At 71.3% G+C, this 23948-nt stretch carries 12 protein-coding genes; 3 read left to right on the forward strand and 9 right to left on the reverse strand.

What is annotated here, in order from left to right; genetic code table 11:
• Window positions 1-7: 7 nt before the first annotated feature.
• On the reverse strand, window positions 8-4657 hold the full coding sequence (locus Ate02nite_RS44205) for a type I polyketide synthase (protein ID WP_203813940.1): 4650 nt from the start codon (window positions 4655-4657) through the stop codon (window positions 8-10).
• A 2-nt stretch (window positions 4658-4659) separates the two neighbouring features.
• Entirely contained in the window at window positions 4660-11739 is a 7080-nt protein-coding gene (locus Ate02nite_RS44210; protein ID WP_203813941.1) for a type I polyketide synthase, read from the reverse strand.
• A gap of 498 nt (window positions 11740-12237) precedes the next feature.
• Here Ate02nite_RS44210 and Ate02nite_RS44215 point away from each other — a divergent pair, with 498 nt between their 5' ends.
• The 3 genes from Ate02nite_RS44215 (at window position 12238) to Ate02nite_RS44225 (ending at window position 15636) form a co-directional block, all read left to right on the forward strand.
• The gene (locus Ate02nite_RS44215) at window positions 12238-13731 is read left to right on the forward strand and encodes a M4 family metallopeptidase (protein ID WP_203813942.1); all 1494 of its coding nucleotides are present in this window, start codon (window positions 12238-12240) and stop codon (window positions 13729-13731) included.
• A 71-nt stretch (window positions 13732-13802) separates the two neighbouring features.
• Window positions 13803-14624 carry an SAM-dependent methyltransferase gene (locus tag Ate02nite_RS44220; protein WP_203813943.1) on the forward strand — a complete coding sequence of 274 codons (822 nt, stop codon included), beginning with the start codon at window positions 13803-13805 and terminating at the stop codon, window positions 14622-14624.
• Between the two features lie 58 nt (window positions 14625-14682).
• On the forward strand, window positions 14683-15636 hold the full coding sequence (locus Ate02nite_RS44225) for a LysR family transcriptional regulator (RefSeq protein WP_203813944.1): 954 nt from the start codon (window positions 14683-14685) through the stop codon (window positions 15634-15636).
• Between the two features lie 960 nt (window positions 15637-16596).
• Here Ate02nite_RS44225 and Ate02nite_RS44230 read toward each other — a convergent pair.
• Genes Ate02nite_RS44230 through Ate02nite_RS44260 form a run of 7 tightly spaced genes read right to left on the reverse strand, consistent with a single transcriptional unit; the run spans window position 16597 to window position 23948 of the window.
• The gene (locus tag Ate02nite_RS44230) at window positions 16597-17817 is read right to left on the reverse strand and encodes a vWA domain-containing protein (RefSeq protein WP_203813945.1); all 1221 of its coding nucleotides are present in this window, start codon (window positions 17815-17817) and stop codon (window positions 16597-16599) included.
• Window positions 17804-18733 (reverse strand): SRPBCC family protein, encoded by a 930-nt coding sequence (locus tag Ate02nite_RS44235; protein ID WP_203813946.1) that lies wholly within the window; start codon window positions 18731-18733, stop codon window positions 17804-17806. Before Ate02nite_RS44235 ends, Ate02nite_RS44230 begins: the two co-directional genes overlap by 14 nt.
• Complete coding sequence (locus tag Ate02nite_RS44240) at window positions 18730-19590, reverse strand: AAA family ATPase (protein WP_203813947.1); 861 nt, start codon at window positions 19588-19590, stop codon at window positions 18730-18732. The genes Ate02nite_RS44235 and Ate02nite_RS44240 overlap by 4 nt, the downstream gene beginning before the upstream one ends.
• Window positions 19587-20159, reverse strand: a complete 573-nt coding sequence (locus Ate02nite_RS44245) for a nucleotidyltransferase family protein (RefSeq protein WP_203813948.1) — start codon at window positions 20157-20159, stop codon at window positions 19587-19589. The genes Ate02nite_RS44240 and Ate02nite_RS44245 overlap by 4 nt, the downstream gene beginning before the upstream one ends.
• Window positions 20156-21085, reverse strand: coding sequence for an XdhC family protein (locus Ate02nite_RS44250; protein WP_203813949.1), 930 nt, complete (start codon window positions 21083-21085; stop codon window positions 20156-20158). Before Ate02nite_RS44250 ends, Ate02nite_RS44245 begins: the two co-directional genes overlap by 4 nt.
• Window positions 21085-23478: an aerobic carbon-monoxide dehydrogenase large subunit gene (locus Ate02nite_RS44255; RefSeq protein ID WP_203813950.1), complete on the reverse strand. Its 2394-nt coding sequence runs from the start codon at window positions 23476-23478 to the stop codon at window positions 21085-21087. The genes Ate02nite_RS44250 and Ate02nite_RS44255 overlap by 1 nt, the downstream gene beginning before the upstream one ends.
• The gene (locus tag Ate02nite_RS44260; protein WP_203813951.1) at window positions 23475-23948 is read right to left on the reverse strand and encodes a (2Fe-2S)-binding protein; all 474 of its coding nucleotides are present in this window, start codon (window positions 23946-23948) and stop codon (window positions 23475-23477) included. The genes Ate02nite_RS44255 and Ate02nite_RS44260 overlap by 4 nt, the downstream gene beginning before the upstream one ends.

Below are 23948 nucleotides of genomic sequence, written 5' to 3' on the forward strand. Positions count from 1 at the left end.
GACTCCTTCATCTCGCGGGCCCTTCCGGGCCCCAGGTCCAAGCGACGACATAGCGGCGGGACGGAAGGTCCGGCGGATTGCCGACCTCCCGGTGGGCGACGAGATAGGTACGGCCATGGGCCGTCACGGTCAGGCCGTCCGGCCCGTGGGCGGTGATGACGAAGTCGCGGGGGCGGCCGTTGAAACCGGTGCCCTCGGCTTTGGCGACCGCTTCCTTGGCCGCCCAGAAGCGCGCGAACCAGAGGTCCCTTTTTTCGAGCTTCGCCAGCAGGTCCTGCTCCCCTGGGCCGAGCGCGAACCGCACGGTCGACTCCTCGACCGGCTTGACCTCGGTTACATCGATGCCAGGGCCGTATTTTCCGTGGCCCGGACGGGCGATGGCGACTCCGATGTCGGCGCTGTGGGCCAGCGACACATCGCACTCGACCAGGCCTTTGCCCGGTCGCACCCGCACCCGGGGGCGGCCGTTCGGCTCGTTGGTGACGGTCAGCTCGATCGGGAAGACGTCGCGGTGTCCGGCCGCCCACTGCCGGAAGCGGACCGCGTCCTTGACCGCGATCCGGCCCAGCAGCCAGGATTTTCGGATGGCCGGGGGCTTTGCCTCGTACTCCGCGGCGCCGGCCGCGCCCAGGATGCCGCGCGCCGCCATCCCCCGGGTGACCAGGTCGGTCCAGTAGTCGTAGGCGAGCGTCCAACCCTCCGGCTGCTCCTCCGACATGTGGTAGCGGGACGGGAACCGCTCGGCCGGCCGCGCGGTCGGGTGGCTGTCGAACCGGCGGTCCACCACGCCCTCGATCCGCGCCCACAGCTTGCCGTCCACGACCAGCTGGCAGTCGCCGACGATCTGCTCGTGATCCACCGACCGGATCCGGCAGACACACTCGACAACGGTTCCCGCCGCCGGGTGCGGGCCGTGGAAGCTGACCCGCCCCAGCCGCACCGGCAGCGCCACGGTCCGGGTCGCCTGGGTCGTGATGATCCAGTTGCCGATCAGCTGCAGCGCGTTGTCGAGCAGTGCCCCCTTGGCTGCCGGGGTGGTGACCTGGCCGCGAACGTGCATGTCGCCGATCGCGTGCACGGCGGTGACGCCCTGGAACTGGGGGCCGTGGAACATCAGCCGCTCGTCGTACATGGTCTTGGCGTCGACGCCGGCCGGCCGCTCGGTGGCCGGGTCGTGCGCCCACAGCTGTTCGCGCGGCTCCGGGTAGGCCGGGGCCAGCTCGACGACCGACCGCGCGTAACCGCCGAAGACCACGGTGGCCTCGCGCTCGCCGTCCCGCTTGACGGTGATCTCGACATCCTGGGCCGGGGCCGCGATCAGCCAGCGGTTGAACCGGGCCTCCCGGATGGCCACGGCCTTCCGGCCGGGCGCCGCCGCCTCCGCGGCGTCCATCATGTGCTGCGCCACGGTGGTGGCCGGCACGACCGGCCACCGGTCGTCCACGTTGGGCCAGTCCGGCGGCTGCGCATAGAAGCAGTGATCCAAGAGGTACGGCATAGCCTCCATCGACACCCGCAGGCTGGACCGATACACCCCAACCGGGATCGGCGGAACCGGCGTCGCCCGCAGACCGCTCCCGGGCGCCGGCCCCGGGCCGCTTCCATTTCCCGGCGCCGGTGATGGGGTGACCGGAACCGAGGTCGCGGACAGCATGGTGACGGCGTCGGTCGCCGTCTCCTGCAGTAGGGCGGCTAGTTCTGCCGCCGCGGACGAATGTTCAGCCAGCTGCTTCAGCGCCCCGAGCGCAGCCGCCGTGTCAGCTCGTTCGGGCGACGAACGTTCGGGCGACGAACGTTCGGGCGCCTTACGTTTTTCGGGCGAACGTTGGGCCGGGGCCACGGCCGGGAGCTTCGCGGGCCGCGCCGGGGGGACGACGCCGACCCGCGTTGCGACGCCGTCCCGTCCTGTGGTGGTGCTGGGGCGCACCAGGTTGCGGTCGAGCAGTTGGCTTGCGTCGGCGCCCAGGGTTAGCTGCGGGCCGCCGAGGTCGAGCCGGACGGCGGGGCCGCGAGCTGCGCCCGGCGCGGCCACCTTCGACCCGACTGCCAGCGTTGACCCGACGGCCGCGTTCGATCCGGCCGCCACGTTTGATCCGGCGGGGGGCGGGTCGAGCAGGGTGAAGTCGGGGCTGGCGCCCTCCACCCACAGGGCGGCGGCGACCCGGCGCAGCTGGGCTGTGCCGGGTCGGCGGGAGACGTTTACCGGCATCGAGAGGTGGTCTTGGGTGGGCAGGTTGTCGCTGATCAGGGAGGCCAGTTGGCCTGCTCCTACCTGGAGGAAGACGCGGAAGCCGGCCTCGTGCATGGCCGCCACCGTGTCGCGGAACCGGACCGGGGTGACCATGTGGCGGACGAAGACCTCGGCTACCTCGGCCGGGTCGGGTGGGAACGGGGCGGCCAGGGTGGCCGACCAGACCGGTACCCGGCTCTCGGTGATCTGCCAGCGGCCCAGTGCATCGCCGATGGCCCGCAACCCGGGCTCGAAAACCGGGGTGTGGAAGGCCGAGCGGAACGGCAGGGCCTGGCACATGATGCGTCGGGCGCGCAGGTCTTCGACCAGGCGGTCGATCTGGTCGCTCGGGCCGTTCACCACGGTCTGGGCCGGGGCGTTGTCGTGCGACAGGACCACGCCGGGATAGGCGGCCAGCAGCGGGACCACCTCGTCCACACCGGCGCCGATGGCCGCGAACGCGTAGCCGGAGACCTCGACCGCGTCGGCGTCGAAGGCGTGCAGGAACTCGCCTACGGCGGCGGTGCTCATCAGGCCGCTGACTCGGGCCGCGGTCCATTCGCCGAGGCTGTGTCCGGCGTACGCGTGGGGGTGGATGTTGATTTTGCGCAGTGCCTCGTCCAGGAGGACGCCGCATTCGACCAGGCCGGTGCCGTGCCGGCCCAGATCGGCGGCGGACCATTCGCTGTCGGGCAGGCCGAAGAGGGCGGCCACGTCGGCGGTGCGGGGCGCGAATTCGGCCTCGACGCCCGGGAAGACAAACATGATCTTGCCGTCCCCGGAACCGCCGGATCCGAGGAGCGGCGACGCGGTGAACCAGACGTCGCGGCCGCCACGCCAGGATGCGCCGCGCTCGACGATCTTGCGGGCCGCATTGATGCGGGCAGGCGTGGGATCGGCGATGGCGAGCCGGCAATTCCCGGTGCCGACCGGGCCGGCTGGCGAAGAAGAAAGGAGTTTCAGCAGTTCGGCGGGGGTGTCGGCAGCGAGCCGTAGAACTTGATCTTGAGAGGAAGATCCTGCGGTACGACGGACCGGGGCCGTCCACTGCTCGAGGATTACGTGGGCGTTGATGCCGCCGAAGCCGAACGCGTTCACCCCGGCCCGGCGTGGGCCGGGGCTCTCCCACGGCCTTGCCGCGCGGATCGGTTCGAAGCGGGTTGCGGCCATCTCGGCGCGCGGGCGGTCGACGTGCAGGGTGGGCAGCTGGACGCCGTGGTGCACGGCCAGGGCCGCCTTGATCAGGCCGGCGATGCCGGCGGCCGGCATCGCGTGGCCGATCATCGACTTCACCGAGCCGATGACCGCTCGTTCGCCGCCCGGGTGCGGGCCGAAGACCTCGGCGACCGACGTCAGTTCGGCGGCGTCGCCGGTGGGGGTGGCGGTGCCGTGCGCCTCCAGCAGTCCGAGGGCATCGGCGGCGCGCGGGTCCAGGCCGGCCGCCTGCCAGGCCCGGCGCAGCGCCAGTACCTGGCCGGAGGTGGCCGGGTTGAACATGCTGGCCGAGCGGCCGTCGCTGGACACCCCGGTGCCGCGGATGACCGAGTAGATCCGGTCGCCGTCGCGTTCGGCGTCCTCGAGTCGCTTGAGGACCACGATGCCGGTGCCCTCGCCGATCAGCAGGCCGTCCGCGTCGGCGTCGAAGGGGCGGATCCTGCCCTGCTGGGACAGGGCCTTGAGCTGGCTGAAGACCGACCAGAAGCTGATGTCGTGCACGTGGTGGACGCCGCCGGCCAGCACCAGGTCGAGCTTGCCGGCGGCCAGTTCGGAGATGCCCTGGTCGACGGCGAGCAGCGAGGAGGCACAGGCCGCGTCGAGGGTGTAAGCGGGGCCGCGCAGGTTGAGCCGGTTCGCGACCCGGGACGCGGCCAGGTTGGGGACCAGGCCGATCGTGCCCTCCGGGTGGAACTCCCCCAGCTGGTCATCGAAACGGTCGCGGACCCGGGCGATCTGCTCGTCGGTCAGCTCCGGCAGCAGTTCGCGCAGGATCTGCAGCATCTGGGTGGGCAGCCGCACCCGCTGGGCGTGCCGAGCCTGCCCGGGGCTGAGCGTGCCGCCGCGGCCGACGATGACGCCGATCCGGTCGGCGTCCGGCATCCGGCCGGTGCCGCCGGCGTCCTCGATGGCGGCGGTGGCCACGTCCAGCATGAGCAGCTGGTCGGGTTCGATGTCGTCGACCGAGTTGGGCATGATGCCGTACTTGAGCGGCTGGAACGTGGCGAACTCGTCGACGATCCCGCCGCGGTTGCAGTAGAGCCGGTCTGGCCGGTGCGATTGGGCCGGGTCGTAGTGCGGGCCGCCCCACCGGGCCGCCGGGACCTCGGTGATGGCGTCCCGGCCCTCGACCAGGTTGCGCCAGTACGTGTCGAGGTCGCCGGCGCCGGGCAGGATCGCGGCCATCCCGACGATGGCGGCCGGGTGCTGCATGCTCACCACCCCGACGCGGTGTAGACGACCGACGTGGTGTCGGGGGTGCCCCAGGCGAGTTCGCGCAGCAGGCTGAGGGCGCCCTCCTCGGGGTCGATCAGGGCGATGCCGCGCCGGGCGTACTCCTGGATGAGCTCCGGCGTGACCATGCCCGCGCGCCCACCCCACGGTCCCCAGTGCACGGTGATCAGCCGCCGGTCGTGCGCAGAGGCCCAGCGGGCACCGAGCGTGTCGAGGGCGTCGTTGGCGGCGGCGTAGTCACTCTGCCCGCGATTGCCGTAGGCGGCGGCGATGCTGCCGAACAGCACCACGAACTTGATCTCCGAGGCGAACGACCCGAGCGCGTGCAGCAGCGTCCGGCAGCCGTCGACCTTGGTACCGAACACCCGGGCGAACGACTCCGGCTCCTTGTCGGCGATCAGCTTGTCGTCGATGATCCCGGCCGCGTACACGACGCCGTCGATCCGGCCGTGCTCGTCGTGAATCTTGGCGATCAGCCGACCGAGCGCCTGCTCGTCGCGGACGTCGGCGCAGTGGTAGTTCACCGTGGCGCCGAGGGCGGTCAGGTCGGCGATGGTCGCCTCGACTTCCCGCGCGGCCAGGATCGCCGACGCAGCACGGTCGATCTCGGCCGGCGAGCGCATCCCGCGCCGAGCCAGCTCGGCCCGCAGCCCGGCCTTGTCCAGCCCAGCCGGCAGCTCGCCGCCGGAAGCAAGCCCGGCCGGCACGTCGCTGCCCGAAGCAAGCCCGGCCGGCAGGCCGCCGCCGGAAGCTGACGGCAGCGGGGTGCGGCCGATCAGCTCCACCCGGCATCGGGCCGCGGCGGCGACCGTCCGGGCGAACCAGGGGGTGATGCCACGCGCGCCGCCGACCAGGACGAGCACGGAATCCTGGTCGAGGCCGAGCGCCTGCGCCTCGGAGACGCCGTCGCCGGCCGGGCCGGCTCCGCCGTCGGCCAAAACCCCCAAGCGGTCCGGTTCCAGCTTTTCGCCATGCCGGCCATCCGGGGTGTACGCGACCACGGGCGCAACCGCCAACTCTCCCAGTTCCCGCAGCAGGGCAGCCGGGATGTCGGTGTCCGCGCGGAACTCGACGTAGCGGGCGGTGACCTCGGGGTATTCGCGGGCGATGGTGCGGAACAGGCCGGGCATCCCGTCGTTGCGTTCGCCGGGGCGGCCGGCCGCGAGCACCCAGCGCACCCCGCCGGCAAGCGACTGCCGGATCTGACCGAACAGGTCGGGCAGCAGGGCCGGGCCGTCGTCGAGGCCGTCCAGCAGGATCAGACCGTCCGCGTCGCCGCCGGTGACCAGGCGGGCGCCCGCCGCGCCGAGCAGGTCGGCGAGAAGCTGGCTGGGGACGGATCCGCCGCTGATCAGAAACCGTGCGCCGTTGAGGCGCACCTCGCCTTCCCCGGCCGCGGCCGGTTGCAGTCGGGACACGAGACGCTGCGGCGCGATCCCATCGGACTCCGGCGGCGCTTGAGCGGCGGTTGGTGGCGCGGCGGGGCCGCCGCCGATCCGGCTTTCCAGCCACTCGACCATGGCCCGGACGGTGCGGGCCTTGACCAGGTCCTCCAACTCGGCCTCGTCGCCGTCGGCGGAGAGACCGAGCCGAGTGATCACCTCGCCGGCCACCTCGGCCCGTTTGATCGAGTCGACGCTGAGGTCAGCCTCCAGATCGAGGTCGGGCTCGATGAGCTCAACCGGATAGCCGGTGCGGTCGCTTATCACCGCAAGCACGGCACCCTGCACGTCGACGGCCGCGCCAGCCATGTCCGCCTGGCCCGGCGCGACCGTAATGCGCGCCGCGCCCAGCCCGGCCTGCGACGCTGCGGTTTCGGTCAGCGGAGCGGCCGCGCCGATGCGGCTGTCCAGCCAGTCCACCATGGAACGGACGGTTCGGGCCTTGACCAGGTCTTCCAGCTCCGACTCGTCGCCGTCGGCGGAGAGGCCCAGCCGGGACGCGACCTCGCCGGCCACCTCGGCCCGCTTGATCGAGTCGACGCTGAGGTCAGCCTCCAGGTCGAGGTCCAGCTCGATCAGCTCGATCGGGTAGCCGGTCCGCTCGCTGATCACGGTGAGGACCGCGCCCTGCACGTCCATGGCCGGCGCCGCCGGCGCCATCATCGCGGCCGGCGCCGGGGCGGCATAGGCGGCTTCGATAGCCGGCATCGCCATCGCCGGGACCAGTTCCTCCTGGTACTCCGGGGCGGGGGCGGGCTCCCAGGTGGTGGCGGGCTGGTGGCCGAGGAAGGCGAGCATCACGTCCCGCTGCGACGTGATCATTTCGCGGGTGGTGCGCAGGTATTCGGAGAGCAGCGCGTTCTGGGTGTTCGGGGCCTGCTGGGGCGGGGTGGTCATGATCAGCTCCTCGGGGATGCGCCGGGCCGGGGCCAGGCCGCCGGGCAGGCAGGCGCCGTTGGGATCGCGTACGAGATGGCCGTCGACCGTCCAGAGCGGACGCGACGTTTCTCCGGTGGTGGTTTCCCGGCCGCGGAACAGCGGCCCGGTGTTGACGGGGACTCCGGCGCAGGCCAGCTGGGCGACTGCCAGCAGCAGCGACCGGAGCCCGTCCCGCCCGTCGACCGGCACGGCCAGGTGCGGGCGGTCGCCGAGGACGGCACCGACCAGCCCGGTGAGCACCTGTCCCGGGCCGGCCTCGACGAAGACCCGGGCGCCGGCCGCGTACATGGCCTCGATCTGGTCGACGAACCGCACGGGCGACGCGATCTGGGCGGCGAGTTCCGCCCGTACGCCATCGGGGGTGTTGGGGTATTTGAAAGCGGTCCGGTTGGACCAGACCTCGCCGGCCGGGGCGGTGATCTCGCGGGCGGCGAGCACGTCGGCGAAGAGCGAGCTGCCCCCGGCGACCACCGGGCTGTGGAAGGCGCACGCCACCGGAATCGGCCGGGCAGTCAGCCCGGCGGCGGTGAGTGCGGCGGTGGCGGCGGCGACAGCGGAGGTCGCGCCGGAGATGACCGCCTGCGCCGGAGCATTGTGGTTGGCCACCACCACCGAGGAGTCGCCCAGGATCTCGGCGATCTGCGCCGGGGTTGCGCTGACTGCGGCCATCGTCCCCGGATCGTCCCCGGCGGCGGCCAGGATCGACGCGGCCCGGGAGCGGCTCAGGTCGAGCAGGGTGGCCGGGTCGAAGGCGCCGGAGACGCAGAGCGCGACGAGTTCCCCGTAGCTGTGCCCGGCGGTCAGGTCGGGCCGGATGCCGAGCCGCCGCAGCAGATGGTCGACGGCGAGTCCGCCGAGGCCAAGGGCGGGCTGGGCGTTGCGGGTGTCGCGCAGCCGGGCCTTCTGGTCGTCGGCGGTCTCATCGTCGAAGGCGGCCGGCGGGAACAGCACGTCGGCCCAGTCCCGGCCGAGATCGAGGTAGTGCCGCAGCTCGGGAAACGTGATGAACAGTTCGGCGAGCGCACCCGGCCGCTGACTGCCCTGCCCGGGGAAGAGGAAGGCGACCCGGCCAGGGTCATCCGTTTCAGCCGGCTGGATCAGGCCGCGTCGCGGCTCATGCTCGCCGGCCAGGGCCCGGTCGAGCAGGTCGGACAGCTCGCCGAGATCGCGAGCCACAACCGCGATCCGCACCGGCCCGACCCGCGGATCGGTCTCCCCGGCCCAGGTCGTAGCCAGCGCACGCAACCCGGCCCGGGCGGAAGCCGGCTCACCCTGACCGGCCCGGGCGGAAGGCGGCTCACCCAAACCAGAGCCGGCCCAGGTCGTCGCCGGCTCGCGCAAGCCGGCGACGACCTGGAGTCGGTCGAGGAGCCGGCGCACGCCCCGCTGGGCGGCGGCGCGGTCGCTCCCGCGGAAACAGAACAGCTCGGCCGGCCAGGCGGCCTGCCCGTGCCGGGGGTCGGCGTCGGGCGCGTGTGCGGCCAGGACGGCGTGGTAGTTGGTGCCGCCGAAGCCGAACGCGCTGACCCCGGCAAAACGCGGCCCGGCGGCCCATGGCTGCGCCGAGGTCTGGAACGAGAACGGGCTCTGGGAAGGCGACCACGCCGGGTTGGGGCGGGTCAGGTTGATGGTGGGCGGCTTGACCCCGACGTGCAGGGCGAGGGCCGCCTTGATCACCCCGGCCAGGCCGGCCGCGCACTTGGTGTGCCCGATCTGCGACTTGACCGAGCCCAGCGTGGTCTGCCCGGGCTCCGCCCCGGAATCGGTGAACAGGCGGGTCAGCGTCTCCAGTTCGGTGCGGTCGCCGACCACCGTGCCGGTGCCGTGCGCCTCGACCAGGCCGACCTCGCGCGGGCTGATCCCGGCGACCCGATAGGCCCGGTCCAGCGCCCGCCGCTGCCCCTCGGCCCGGGGCGCGGTCAGCCCGAGCGCCCGCCCGTCGCTGGCCCCGCCCAGGCCCTTGATCACCGCGTACACCCGGTCGCCGTCGCGTTCGGCGTCGGCGAGCCGCTTGAGGACGACGGTGGCCACGCCCTCGCCGAGCGCGATGCCGTCGCCGGTGCTGTCGAAGGTGCGGCAGCGGCCGGTCGGCGAGAGCGCGTGCGCCGAGGTGAACATCAGGTAGTCGTTGATGCCGTTGTGCAGGTCGGCGCCGCCGCAGATCATCAGGTCGCTGCCGCCGGTGGCCAGCTCCTTGCAGGCTGCATCGAGCGCGGCCAGCGAAGAGGCGCAGGCGGCGTCCACGGTGAAGTTGGGTCCGCCCAGGTCGAGCCGGTTGGCGATCCGGCCGGCGATCACGTTGGCCAGCACGCCGGGGAACGAGTCCTCGGTGATGGCCGGCAGCTGCTCGTCCAGGCCGGCCGGCAGCTCGCCGAGGTAGCCGGGCAGGACCGCGCGCAGCGTCTTGGCGCCGGCCAGGTCGCCGCCGGCTTCGGCGCCGAACACCACCCCGGTACGGGCGTGGTCGGCGCCGGGCCGATCGTAGGGGTAGCCGGCGTCGGTGAGGGCCCGCTGCGACACCTCGAGGGCGAGCAGCTGGGTGGGGTCGATGCTGGCCAGCGCGGACGGCGGGATGCCGTAGCGGATCGCGTCGAACGGGATCGGGTCGATGAACCCGCCCCACTTGGAGACGGTGACCCGGCCGGCCTGCCCGGGGCCGACCTCGGGCGCGTAGTAGTGGTCGATGTCCCAGCGGTCCCGCGGGATCTCGGTGATCTCGTCGGCCGCACCGAGGATGGTGCGCCAGTACCCGGCCAGGTCGGACGACCCGGGGAAGATGCAGGCCATGCCGATGATCGCGATGTCCAGCGGGACCGAAGTATCGGACATTTCCGAAATCGGCACGGCGGCCAGAGACCGCAGAAGATCACGCGCCCCCGACGTCACCGACGAGTGCAGCGCCGAGATCGTGGTCACCGAGGAGCGCAAAACCGCCACCTGGCCGGCCATGAACAACCCCTCGGCCGCCTGCCCGGCCTCATCCACCGGCACCAGCGAAGACCCCTCGCGACGCAACCCCTTCGACGCCACCCGCAGCCGTCCGACATTGAGCATCTCCAACTGCTCCCACACCTGCCGGTGGTCCACTCCGGCCGCTTCGAGCCCGTCCCGCAGCGCGTGGAAGTCGTCGGCGAAACCCGTGGCCAGGCAACGGGTCGCATGCCCAGGAGCGGTCTCCAGCAGGGCGGTCTTCTCCGACAGAACAGCCGAGCGCTGGAACAGTGGCTGAATGGCGCCCGAGGAGACGGCTTCGGAAGTGAACAGGTACGCCGTACCCATCAGCACGCCGACCTGGGCCCCGCGCCGCGCAAGAGGCGCGGCGAGCGCGGCCACCATCGCCGCGGAGCGGGCGTCGTGCACCCCGCCGGCGAAGAAGATCTGCAGCTCCGCCCCCGCCGCCGGGTGTTCGTCGAGGAAGGTGTCGAGGACCGCGAGCTGGGCCTCCCACAGCGGGAAGCTCGCCCGCGGACCGACATGCCCGCCGCATTCGGCGCCCTCGAAGACGAACCGGCGACTGCCGGCCGCCAGGAACTGCTTGAGCAGGCCGGGCGACGGCACGTGCAGGAACGACCGGATGCCTTCGGCCTCCAGAGCTTTCGCTTGCGCCGGGCGGCCGCCGGCGATGATGGCGTACGCCGGGCGCACTCGCCGGATGACCTCGATCTGCCCGGCTTTCACGTGGTCGGGGGCGAACCCGAGGATGCCGACGCCCCACGGCCGGTCGCCGAGGGCCTCCGCCGTCCCGGCCAGCATCTGCTCGGTCTTCGGCACGTCGGCGAGGGCGAGCGCGATGAACGGCAGCCCCCCGGCGTCCGCGACCGCCGCGGCGAAGGCCGGTTCGTCGCTCACCCGGGTCATCGGCCCCTGCGCGACCGGCAGCTCGACCCCGAGCGCCGCGGCGAGCGGCCCACCGGGCGCGAGCAGCCCGGCCGCGGCGGCGAAGTCCTCGTCGAGGGCGGCCCGGATGCCCCGGATCGCGGCGCCGGTGTCCGCCCACCGGGCGGCGAACGCGGCGGCGAGCGGGCCGTCGGCGCCGACGCCGGGCAGATCAGGCCGGGTGCCGTCCATCCGCATCAGGGTCGCGCGGCTCTGGTCGGGCATATCGGACTCGGGCATCAGCAGCAGCTGGCTGTCGAGCACGACCCCGGCGGCCCCGGCCGCGGCGACCGCGGCGGCGGTGCGCGGCCCGATGCCGCCGGCCGCCCACACCAGGGTGTCCGGCAGCGCCTCCCGCAGATGCTGGAGCAGCACGAACGTACTCAGGTCGCTGACCCGCCCGGCCGACTCCATGCCGCGAGCGATCAGCCCGTGGGCGCCGGCCTCGACGGCGGCCCGCGCTTCCGCGAGGTCGGCGACCTCGACCAGGACCGTGGCGTCGAGCCCGGCGACCGGCCAGGGCGCGTCGGCGGTCAGCACCACGACCGCGAGGCGGCCGCCGGTCGCGGCCAGAACCTCGGTGAGGGTGGCGGCGCATCCGGCTCCGACGCGTACGCCGATCGGCTCGGCCGACCGCGACGCCGCCTGCCGCAGCAGGCGCAGCGTCCAGGCCTCGCCGGTACCCATGTCCACGATGCCCGTGGCGCCGGCGGCGGTGGCCGCGGCGACGAGGTACGGGCTCGGCTCGATCCCGGTTCCGCCGGTGACGGCGATGACCCGGGCACAGGGTGGTGACGTGCTCATCGGACTCCCGCTTCAAGTGAGACATGCAGATGAGTCGATCTAACAGTAAGTAGGAACTTAACCAGGTTCGGTTACAGCGCCGTTAACCATTCTTGATCGAAGTCATCAAGTTTTCGCACCTCACCGAAGGGTACTCACAGGTGTTTTCGCTGGTCATATCAATATCTATTACGTCTTCCATAATGCGAGGCATATGAGACGTTCAGAATTGATGACTCTAAGTAATACGGCAGACATTACTCTGCGTATCTCATAGGCGCTTCATAGGCTTGCCTACTGGCAGGTAGCAAGCGCTTGCCAACCGACAACCGCCCCGCACACCAAGTAACCCAATGGCCATCGAGCCCCACGAAACGGTCACCGTGCACATGACGGTCCAACTCGGACTGCGCGGATCGTGAACGTGACGACACGGATTGGTAACAACGCGGGGGCTTCCCACCCGGCACGGCATTCATAAAACTCAATGCCTCAACCGGACGAGAAGGAGAACCAACGGTGCGCACCAGAGTCATCCTCAGCGCCACCACGCTCGCCGCGGCCACCGCCCTGATCGGGACAACCCCGGCCACCGCGGCCCCGACCGCCACGTTCGCGGCCCTGTTCGCGGCGAGCCCGTCGGACACGTTCGCCACCCGCGACACGCAGTTCGACGCCAACGGGATCAGCCACGTCCACCTGAACCGCACCTACCACGGACTGCAGGTCATCGGCGGCGATGTCGTCGCCCACCGCAACGCCGACGGATCGGTGCGCGAGGTCACCCGTACCCTCGCCTCGCCGTTGACCTTGGCCGTCACCCCCGCGCTCAGCGCGACCAGCGCGAACAACGCGGCGGCCGCCGCGTTGGGCGGCACCGCGACCGGCACCGCCACCCTCGCGGTCAGCGCCCGCGAGACCACCCCCACGCTGGTCTACCGCACCGAGGTGACCACCGCCGCCGGCCTGCAGCACGTGCTGGTCAGCGCGGCGACCGGCGCGGTCGTCGAGAAATGGGCGGAAGAGCAGACCGCGACGGGTACGGGGACCGGCTACAACGTCGGCCCGGTCAGCCTGGAGACCACCCTGTCCGGCAGCACCTACCAGCTGAAGGACCCGACCCGCGGCAACACCTACACGGTCGACATGAACAACCGCCGGATCGGCGCCGGCACCCTGTTCACCGACGCCGACAACAGCTGGGGCACCGGCGCCCTCACCGACCGGGCGACCCTGGCCGTCGACGCCCAGTACGGGGTCAGCGAGACCTGGGACTTCTACCTCTCGAAGTTCGGGCGCAGCGGCATCGCCGGGGACGGCACCGGTAGCTACAACCGGGTCCACTACGGCAACAGCTACCTCAACGCCAGCTGGTCGGACACCTGCTTCTGCATGACCTACGGCGACGGCAACGGCACCACCTACGGCCCGTTCGTCACCCTCGACGTGGCCGGCCACGAGATGACCCACGGCGTCACGTCGCGCACCGCCGGTCTGACCTACTCGGGCGAGTCGGGCGGGCTCAACGAGTCGTACAGCGACATCATGGGCACCCTCGTCGAGTTCTACTCGAACAACGCCAAGGACACCGGCGACTACCTGATCGGCGAGAAGGTCGTCACCAGCGGCACCCCGCTGCGCTGGATGGACGACCCGTCCAAGGACGGCAGCTCGGCCAAGTGCTGGAGCAGCACGGTCAAGAACCTCGACGTGCACTACTCGTCCGGCGTCGGCAACCACGCGTTCTTCCTGCTGGCCGTCGGCTCCGGGGCGCACACCGTCAACGGCGTCGCCTACAACAGCCCGACCTGCGACAGCAGCACGGTGACCGGCATCGGCAACGACGACGCCGGGGCGATCTTCTACCGCGCGCTCACCACGTACATGACCTCGTCGACCAACTACAGCGCGGCCCGCACCGCCACGCTGAAGGCCGCGACCGACCTGTTCGGCGCGAGCAGCACCCAGTACACCGCCACCGCGGCCGCCTGGTCGGCCGTCTCGGTCAGCTGATCGATTACTCTCCGCTTCCGGCCCGGTCCACTGTGTACCGGGCCGGGAGTCTTTCTATTAGGGTGTCCCGCATGGCTTCGACCAACGGGGATGGAACACGGCCGGCCATCGACGGTTCGGTGGCACACCCGGCCCGTCGCTACAACTACTGGCTGGGCGGGAAGGATCACTTCGCCGCCGATCGCGCCTCCGGCGACGAGATCGAAAGAAAATTCCCAGGCATGCGTACGGGCGTACGCGCGAACCGTGACGTCCTCGGCCGGATGGTCCACTATTTGGCGGCCGAAGCCGGCCTCCGGCAGTTCCTGGACATCGGCACCGGCCTGCCCACCGCCGACAACACCCACGAGGTCGCCCAGCGCGCCGCCGCCGACTGCCGGGTCGTCTACGTCGACAACGACCCGATGGTCCGCACCCACGCCCAGGCCCTGCTGAAGGGCACGCCGGCCGGCCGCACCGCCTACCTGGAGGCCGACCTGCGCGAGCCGTCGGCGATCCTGCACGACCCCGAGCTCAAGGCCACCCTGTCGCTCGACGAGCCGGTCGCCCTGATGCTCGTCGCGATCCTGCACTTCATCCCCGGCGCCGGCGCCGCCCAGCCACTGGTCCGCGAGCTACTGGACGCGCTACCGGCCGGCAGCTACCTGGCCGCGACCCACTTCACCACCGACTTCATGACCGCCGACGAGCAGACCCGCTACCGCGCCCTGCAGGCGGCCGGCCGCAGCGACGTCTGGCCCCGCGACCACACCGAGTTCGGCGCCCTCTTCGACGGCCTGGAGCTGGTCGATCCCGGCGTGGTTCTGGCCACCGAGTGGCGTCCCCTCCCCGGTGCCGACCAGCCCGACCCACGCTTGATCGGCATGCTGGCGGCGGTCGGCCGAAAACCCTAAGCTCCTTCACATCTCTGCACAGGGGGCTCGACGTGGCACGACGTGGCAGGCTCGGGCTATGACCCCCACGCAGCTCCGCGCCTACTCGGCCGTGGTGCGCTTCGGCTCGGTCAAGCAGGCCGCGGCCGACCTCTCGGTCAGCGAGTCGGCCGTCTCCCTGCACATCGGACAACTCCGCAAGGAGCTCGGCGACCAGCTCTTCACCCGCACCGCGGCCGGCCTGGCCTTCACCCCCGGCGGCCTGCGCCTGGCCAGCCGCTCGGCCGAGATGCTCGGCCTGCAGGACATCACGGTCCGCGAGGTGAGCACGGCCGGCACCGGCCGCCGCCTGCTGCGGGTGGCGGCCTCCAGCCTCTTCGCCGAGCACGCCGCCCCCGGCCTGATCGAGCTGTTCGCCGGCCGCGCCGACGACCTCGACGTCGAGCTGAGCGTGCACCACCCCGGCTCGTTCGAGGCGTTGCTGCTGACCCGCACGGTCGACATCGCGATCGGCCCGCGCCCCGCCGCCGAAACCGGCCTGGTGTGCCGCCCGGTGATGAACTACCGGGTCGTCGTCGTGGCCGGCGCCACCCACCCGCTGGCCGGCCTGCGGGCGTCGGCCGCCCAGCTGCGCGACCAGACCTGGCTGCTCGGCCCGTCCGCAGCCGTTGACATGGGCGCCATTCCCGCGCTGCTGCGCCGCTTGGCCGTCGCCGAGGGGAACCAGCAGATCTTCCAGAGCCACGCGGCCGCCCTGGAGGAGGCGAAACGCGGCAAGGGCGTGGCCCCTGCGCTCTCCTTCACGGTGGCTCCCGATGTCCGCAACGGCCAGTTGGTGCAGCTGGCCGGTCCGTACGCGACCCTGGAGTCGGTCTGGCACTCGCTGACCCTGGCCGATCAGGGCGCTCCGTCGGCGGCGGCCGAGCTGGCCCGCTTTGCCGCGTCACCCCGGGCGATCCAGGCGATGATGCGCGGGTCCGGGGTGAACGTGAGTCACTTCCGGCCGTCGGTCCACGTCACCCTGTGGAGCTGACACCAGCCTGGCGTTCCGCGGGCTCCGTCCTTTGCTTGCTCTGGGACGGTTTTTGGCCGGGGATGACCATGCTGGGCGGTAAAGCATCTATGCCCTGCATGATCATCCCCGGCCAAAAACCTTGCATGGTGATCTGTTGCGGCCGGGACTCTGGTTACCCGCGGCCAGGTGTCTCAGGGGCTGGGCGGTCCCCTTCTGCGGGTGGTCTGGCTGCCGCGCTTTGGGCATTCTGGGAGCGTTGCTCCGGCGGGCCGGCCTTTGTGGTGGGGTCCGCGAGCGAAACCGTGCCGCCTACGCTCAAGTCAAACCCAACCCCCGTTGTGGTTACGGTAGGGGGTCGGGCAAAAGCTTTAAAAATCTTGCGAGTTACTGCTGTGGCGAAGTGCTGGGGTCGGGCGGTCGCGGCTCGCCTGATGATGCGGTTATGTCCGTAGTTCTCTGGTTGGGCGGCCTAGGGTGCAGCGGAAAACGGCCATTTAGCAACAGGTTCGACCGGACAGGATCTCCGCAGATCGCGCCGATCCTCGCCCGCAGCGGTGGAGATATCCGGCATATACTCTTTTTGGCAGTAAGCGTCTGGTGCGTTGGCGGCAACGTCCACAAAGCAGGAGTGGGCTCCGCGATGCGGGACGCTGGTTCGGGCTCGGGCGCGGCGGCTGTCATGCGGGAGTCGCCGGGTTTGGCGGCGGGTTTGGCGGCGCCGGGGGGGGGCGGTTCTCGTGGGGTGCGGCCGGTCTGGAACTGGCCTGAACTCGGGCGCTTACCGGCGGTGCGCAGAGCAGCGCGTATTGGTGAGCAAAGCAAAGCGCCCGCGGGGTGAGTGTCTGGTTGCGCGAGAGTCGCGGCACGCGCCGGTGTTGCACTCTGGTCGCGCGGTGGCGGCGGTCGGGGGTAATCGCGGTTGTCGACGGTGTCGCCCGTACCGGAAGGGGTTTGTTTCTCTGGGCCTTGATCCTGTGTCTAGCGAAAGTCGGCGTTGCCCAACGACTGCATGGCCCGGGCCGCCGCGAACAGGTCGTCGAACGTCGCGGCCGGGCGCAGGGTGGTGCAGTAGGGCAGGGCGGCCGCCATCGCGGCGACCGCGGGGGTGAAGCCGGGCGCGCCGGCCCGCGGGTTCAGCCACAGCACGGCGTGGGCGCGGCGGGACAGCCGGGCCATCGCCGCGGCCAGCTCCGGCGCCGGGTCGCTGTCCCAGCCGTCGGAGGCGATCACCACCAGTGCGCCCCGCAGCGCGTTGCCGTGGTGCGAGCGCAGCAGCGCGGCGATGTTGGTGGCGATCCGGGTGCCGCCGAACCGGTCGGACACCGCCGCCGTGGCCTGCTCGATCGCCTCGGCCGCGGACTTCCGGGTCAGCGCCGGGGTGAGCCGGGTCAGCCGGGTGGCGAAGGCGAACACCTCGGCCGGGGTCACCGTGGCGAACGCCCGCATCAGATGCAGGTAGGCGGTGGCCTGCGCGCGCATCGACTCGCTCACGTCGCAGAGCATCACCACCCGCCGGGGCCGGCGCCGCGGCCGCTCCCGGACGATGGTCACCGGCTCCCAAGCGGTGCGGCGGGCCCGGGAGATCGTCGCGCGCAGCGCGACCCGGCGGCCGGACCTCGCCGGGGCGTGGCGGCGGGTCCGACGGCTCGGCCAGTTGGTCAGCTCCCGCCGCAGGACCTCGCCGAGCAGCGCGGTCTCCCGCGGATCAAGCTCCTCGAACGGCCGGGCCGCGAGCGCCTCTACGGCACTCGGCCGCACCTGCGGAAGAAACAGGCCGGACTCGTCCCCCGGTTCGGCTTCGGCCACGGCCGGCGGAAGCGTCGCCCAGGGCAACCCACCGCCGGAAGCCGCCGGACCGGCACCGCCCGGCACCGGCACGTGCACGTCGTCGCGGCGCCCGGCCGGACCCGCCGCCGCCGACCGATTCAGCGGCAGCGGCGCCGCGTCGGTGAAGACGGCCTCGAAGACCCGGTCGAAGGCGGCCAGGTCGGACTCGCGCCGGACCAGCGAGATCCGGGCGGTCCAGTAGAGAGCCCGGCGGGAGTCCGGCGGGTGCGCACCCAGCGCCCGAACCAGGTCGTCGATCTCGGTGAGCCCCGCGAGCACCCCCGCACCGCGCAGCCGATTCGCGAAGGACACGGCAAACGCTGCGCGGTCGACGCCGCGCAGCAGCACCGGTTTCGACTCAGCGCCGGGCAACGAGCCAGGCGATCACCGCGCCGACCACGACAACCCCAGCCACCAGCGGAATGACCCGCTTGTAGATCGATCCCCCGGCCAGGCTGAGCAGATCCAACGGCTCGGCCTCCTCAGCCACCTCCGCCACCGCAGGCGTGGCCGCCGCAGGCCGAACCGAGACGGCGGCAGCGGACGACTTGGCGTCTGCGAGGAAAGCGGCGACCGGCGACGCCGCCGGGTCCGCGATGGCGGCGACCGGCTCGGGGGCCGGGTCTGCGTCGATCGGGGCGCCCGGGGTGGGAACCGAACCCGCGGCGGGCGCCGAAGCCGGCGCATCCGCCGCGGGTGTCGCCGGCGCGGAGGACGCCGGCGGGGCCGGCGTCGGCACGGGGGACGCCGACGCCGACGGGATTGCGGTCTCTGGGGCCGTCGCCACGGCGGCCGGCGAAGCAGCGACCGACTCCGCCGGCGATGCGGAATCAACCGAGGCGGCGTCGGTGGCTAGCTTTGCTTCCAGGTTTGCTACGAACTGGGCCAGCAGCTTTCCCGACACCTCCTTGATCATGCCGCTGCCGAACTGGGCCAGCTTCCCGCTGATCTTGAGGTCGGTGTCGACACTTACCGTCGTACTGTCTCCGGCCGGGGCCAAGACCGCGGTGACCAGCGCCGACGCATTTCCCGCGGAGCGGGCGTCCCGGCCTTTCGCGTCGATTACCGCGCGATAGCCGGCCTCGTCCTTCTCCGCGAAGCGGGCCGTCCCGGCGAACTCGGAGATCACCGGGCCCACCTTGATCTTCACCTTGCCCTGGTAGACGTCCCCGTCGACGCCGGTCAGCTGCGCGCCGGGCATGCACGGCGCGATGCCGGAGAGGTCGGTCAGCACCTGCCAGGCGCGGTCGATCGGGGTGTGCACGGTGAACTCGTTCGTGATCTTCATGCGATCTCCTCGTGGACGGCGCCGGCGACGACGAGGCGGTCGTCGGGGGTTTTCGCGATGGTGCCGAGGGTGTGCAGGGCGTCGGCCGGCGCCAGCTCGGTAGCGCCGAGCGCGGACAGCGCGGACACCCAGTCGATGGTCTCGGCCAGGCCGGGCGCTTTGTCGAGGTCGAGCGCCCGGACCCGGCCGATGAACTCGGTGGCGCTCGCGATCAGCGGCGCACTCGCGCCGGGCACGGCCCGCCGGACGATCTCGGCCGCCCGCGCGGCCGCCGGAAACTCGATCCAGTGGTAAAGGCATCGACGGCGAAGCGCATCGTGCAGGTCACGGCTGCGATTGGAGGTCAAGACCACAACCGGCGGCCGTACGGCGGTGAAGGTCCCCAACTCCGGGACGGTAACCGCGGCCTCCCCGAGGAACTCGAAGAGCAACGCCTCGAACTCGTCGTCGGCCCGATCGATCTCGTCGATGAGCAGCACCGGCGGCGTGGGCCCGGCGTACCGGACAGCTTTGAGAATGGGCCTTTCCTGCAGGAACTCCGCGGTGAACAGATCGTCGTCGCCGAGCCGCTCGTGCCGCGCCTCGGCCAGCCGGATGGCAAGCAGCTGCCGCTGGTAGTTCCATTCATAGAGCGCTTCGCCCGCAGTCAGCCCCTCATAGCACTGCAACCGGATCAGCGGCGTGTCCAGCGCCTGCGCGAGTGCTTTGGCGGCGGCGGTCTTCCCGACCCCCGGTTCCCCTTCGAGCAGCAGGGGTTTCCCGAGCCGCAGCGCGAGAAACACGGCCATCGCCAACCCGTCGTCAACGAGATAGTCAACGGCATCGAGCCGCCGGCCGACCTCTTGCGGATCGTTCACGCGGAGTCCATCGCCATCAGCCGTGCATAGTCGTCGCGGGTGTCGACATCGATCGGGACCGGCCCGGCGCAGGCAACCGAGGTGACCGGATAGCCCCCCGAGTGCAGCAGCTTCCAGACCGCCTTGTCCCCGTGCAGCGCACCCAGCTCCGGATAGACCGCCCGCCGGAACAGAAACGGATGCCCCAGCCCGTCGTCATAGGAGCAGACCGCCAGCGGCGTAGTCGCCGCCGCAACCCGCCGGACATCGTCCGGCGAAACCCCAGGCTGGTCACCCAGGAGAAGAACAAGCGCTTCCGAAGTCACATACGGTACGGCCGTACGAATCGACGACCCGCACCCATCCGAGAAGCCCGGGTTGTCGACCACCTCGAAGCCGGCCAGATCCACGGTGGACCGCACCAGCTCCGCCGATCCGCCCAGGGTGACCAGAAGCTGGTCGAATCCGCAGCTCCGAGCCATCGAAAGCGTCGCGTCAAGCAGCGTCCGCCCCCGATAGGGCAGCAGTTGTTTGGCTTCCCCGAGGCGCAGCGACCCACCGGCCGCCAGCACCAGCCCGGTAACGCTCATCGCCCCGCCACAAAGCTGTCCCGGCACCCCACACAGCAGAACCAGTACTCCACCCCGTCAACGACGGCCTGCGGCACGTCATCCCCCACCACCACCCGCATCCCACAAACCGGGTCAACCACGGTCCGAGCCGAAGCTCCCGCAGCCGGGTTGCCGGACCTTTCCGAGATGTCGGAGATGGGAAGCAAGCTCCGGGCGGCCGGCGCAGGCGCGGAGGCAACGCCGGTGCGGATTTCCTTGACTATCTCGGCCAGGACCGAGAGGGCTATTTCCTTGTGGGTTCGGGCTCCGATGTCGAGGCCGGCGTGCGGGCGCACCCGGGCTCGCTCCTCGTCGGTCAAGCCCAGCGCATCCAGCACGGCGGCGCTTCGGGTGTGGCTCGCCACCAGGGCGATCAGGGGCACCCCGGCGTCCAGCGCTGCCCGGATGGCCTTCTCGTCGTCGCGGCCGAGGCCTGCTACCACTACGGCGCTGGCACCGGCGTACGCCATGGGGTTGGTTGTTTCCAGGTCTAGGAAAGCGGCCAGCTCGGCCACCGCCGCGCCGATCGGCGTGGCCGTGCCCGACACGCCCAGCAACGGGCGCGGCAGCATCGGGCGCAGGAAGATCTCGATCGCCCCGCCGGAGAGGCACGGGTTGACCACGACCAGCGCGCCCGGCGCTTCGGGGAAGGACGCCGCGCCGTCGGGCAGCACCCGCAGCAGCAGCGTCTTGCCGTCGCGCAGCGTGTCAAGCGCGGCCGCCCGCACCGACGTCTCCGCGCACACCCCGCCGACGAAGCCCTCGATCGAGCCGTCGGCGAGGATGACCGCGTCGTCGCCGGGCACGGCGGAGGTCGGCTGTTGCGCGCGCACCACCGTGGCGTGCACGAACGGCCGCCGCTGGGCGGTCAGTTCGTGCACGCGCGAGGCGATCAGGGTGGCCATCAGATCGGCGGGGTCGCCTGGCCGCGCATCGCGTCCCAGACGCGTGACGGGGTCAGGGGCATGTCGGCGTGCCGTACCCCGAAGGGTTTGAGCGCGTCGACGACCGCGTTGACGATCGCCGGCGGCGAGCCGACGGTGGCCGACTCCCCCACGCCCTTGGCGCCGATCGGGTGGTGCGGCGACGGCGTGACGGTGAAGCCGGTTTCCCAGTCGGGGACCTCGAGCGCGGTCGGGATCAGGTAGTCCATCAGGGACGCCCCGAGGCAGTTGCCGTCCTCGTCGAAGGCGATCATCTCCATCAGGGCCATCCCGACGCCGTCGGTGAGGCCGCCGTGCACCTGGCCCTCGATGATCATCGGGTTGATCCGGGTGCCGCAGTCGTCGACGGCGATGAAGCGGCGCACCTTGACCTGCGCGGTGCCGGGGTCGATGTCGACGACGCAGATGTACGCGCCGTGCGGGTAGGTCAGGTTGGACGGGTTGTAGCAGATCTGCGCTTCGAGGCCGCCCTCCATGCCGTCGGGAAGGTCGCCGGCGCCGTGCGCGCGCATCGCGATGTCCTGGATGGTGACCGATTTGCCGGGGTCACCCTTGACCTGGAAGGCGCCCTTGACCCAGTCGAGGTCGGCGACCGACACCTCCAGCATCGCCGAGGCGATCAGCTGCGCCTTGTCGCGCACCTTGCGGGCGACCAGGGCGGCGGCCGCGCCGGAGACCGGAGTGGACCGGCTGCCGTAGGTGCCGAGGCCGAACGGCGTCTGGTCGGTGTCGCCGTGCACCACCTCGATGTCGGCCGGCGGGATGCCGATCTCCTCCGCGATGATCTGCGCGAACGTGGTCTCGTGGCCCTGGCCCTGGGTCTGCACCGACAGCCGCACCACGGCCTTGCCGGTCGGGTGGACCCGCAGCTCACAGCCGTCGGCCATGCCCAGGCCGAGGATGTCCATGTCCTTGCGCGGCCCGGCCCCGACGGCCTCGGTGAAGAACGCGATGCCGATGCCCATCAGCTCGCCCCGGGCCCTTTTCTCGGCCTGCTCCTTGCGCAGATCCGCGTACCCGGCCATGTCCATGGCGAGCCGCATGGTGGGCTCGTAGTTGCCCGAGTCGTAGACCCAGCCGGTCTTCGTCTCGTACGGGAACTGCTCGGGCTGGATGAAGTTCTTCAGCCGTAGTTCGGCCGGGTCCATGTCCAGCTCGTGGGCGAGGCAGTCGACGATGCGTTCGACCAGGTAGACGGCCTCGGTGATGCGGAACGAGCAGGCGTACGCGACCCCGCCCGGCGCCTTGTTGGTGTAGACGGCGGTCATCTTGCAGTACGCCGCTTCGATGTCGTAACTGCCGGTGAACACCCCGAAGAAGCCGGCCGGGTACTTCACCGGCGCGGCCGTACCGTTGAAGGCGCCGTGGTCGGCCAGCACGTTCGTACGGATTGCCAGGATCTTGCCGTCGCGGGTCGCCGCGATCTCCCCGCGCATGATGTAGTCGCGGGCGAAGCCGGTGCTGATCAGGTTCTCCGACCGGTCCTCCATCCACTTCACCGGCTTGCCGGTGAGGATCGAGCCGACGATCGCGCACACGTAACCGGGGTAGATCGGCACCTTGTTGCCGAAGCCGCCGCCGATGTCCGGCGCGATCACCTGGATCTTGTGCTCGGGCAGGCCGGCCACGATCGCGTAGAGGGTGCGGTGCGCGTGCGGCGCCTGGGTGGTCGACCACAGCCGCAGCTTGCCGTCGATCGCGTCGAAGTCGGCGACCGCGCCGCAGGTCTCCATCGGCGCCGGGTGCACCCGCGGGTAGACGATGTCCTCCACGACGACCACGTCAGCGGCCGCGAACACCGCCTCGGTGGCCGCCTCGTCGCCGGTCTCCCAGTCGAAGCAGTGGTTGTCCGCCTTGTCGGTCAAATCGTCCCGGATCAGCGGGGCGTCGGGGGCCAGCGCGCGCCGGACGTCGACCACCGGCTCGAGCACGTCATATTCGACGTCGATCAGTTCGAGGGCATCGCGGGCCGCATAGCGGTCGTCGGCCACCACGAAGGCGACCTCCTGCCCCTGGAAACGGACCTTGTCGGTGGCGAGGACGGCCTGCACGTCGTTGGAGAGCGTGGGCATCCACGCGAGCCCCTTCTCGGCGAGCATCGCGCCGGTGACCACCAACCGCACGCCGGGAGACGCCTCGGCCGCGCTGGTGTCGACGCTGACGATGCGCGCATGCGCGAAAGGCGACCGCAAAATCGCCAAATGCAACATCCCCGGCAGCTGTACGTCGTCCGTATAGCGCCCGCGCCCCCGGAGGAACCGGGGGTCTTCCTTGCGCAGCATCCGCCCGAAACCGACGGGCTTCTGGTCGTTGTCGTCGAACTGGCTCAGTTTGGGCTCGTGCACCGTGGTCACTGGGTCACCGCCGCTTCATGAACGGCCGCCCACCGGACACTGCGGACAATCGTCGCGTAGCCCGTGCAGCGGCAAATCTGGCCGGAGATGGCCTCCCGGATCTCCCCGTCGGTCGGATCCGGGTTCTTGTCCAGCAGGGCGCGGCAGGTCATCATCATGCCCGGCGTGCAGAAGCCGCACTGCAATCCGTGGCACTGCCGGAACCCCTCCTGGATCGGGTCGAGCTCCCCGCCCTTGGCCAGGCCCTCGACGGTACGCACCTCGTGGCCCCCGGCCATCGCGGCCAGCACCGTGCAGGACTTGACGGGCTCGCCGTCCAGCCAGACCACACAGGTGCCGCAGTTGCTGGTGTCGCAGCCCCAGTGGGTGCCGGTCAGGCTCAGCACGTCCCGCAGGAAGTGCACGAGCAGCAGCCGGCCCTCGATCTCCCGGGTGACCTCGACGTCGTTGACGGTCATCGTGACCTGCAT

The sequence above is a fragment of the Paractinoplanes tereljensis genome, from assembly GCF_016862435.1.
Taxonomy (GTDB): Bacteria; Actinomycetota; Actinomycetes; order Mycobacteriales; family Micromonosporaceae; genus Actinoplanes; species Actinoplanes tereljensis.

Bases quoted from the DNA above. Each gene is read 5' to 3' on its own strand.
- Ate02nite_RS44235 (WP_203813946.1), bottom strand. From the start codon at position 18,733: ATGAAGATCACGAACGAGTTCACCGTGCACACCCCGATCGACCGCGCC.
- Ate02nite_RS44205 (WP_203813940.1), bottom strand. From the start codon at position 4,657: ATGCAGCACCCGGCCGCCATCGTCGGGATGGCCGCGATCCTGCCCGGC.
- Ate02nite_RS44250 (WP_203813949.1), bottom strand. From the start codon at position 21,085: ATGGCCACCCTGATCGCCTCGCGCGTGCACGAACTGACCGCCCAGCGG.
- Ate02nite_RS44225 (WP_203813944.1), top strand. From the start codon at position 14,683: ATGACCCCCACGCAGCTCCGCGCCTACTCGGCCGTGGTGCGCTTCGGC.
- Ate02nite_RS44220 (WP_203813943.1), top strand. From the start codon at position 13,803: ATGGCTTCGACCAACGGGGATGGAACACGGCCGGCCATCGACGGTTCG.
- Ate02nite_RS44260 (WP_203813951.1), bottom strand. From the start codon at position 23,948: ATGCAGGTCACGATGACCGTCAACGACGTCGAGGTCACCCGGGAGATC.
- Ate02nite_RS44245 (WP_203813948.1), bottom strand. From the start codon at position 20,159: ATGAGCGTTACCGGGCTGGTGCTGGCGGCCGGTGGGTCGCTGCGCCTC.
- Ate02nite_RS44210 (WP_203813941.1), bottom strand. From the start codon at position 11,739: ATGAGCACGTCACCACCCTGTGCCCGGGTCATCGCCGTCACCGGCGGA.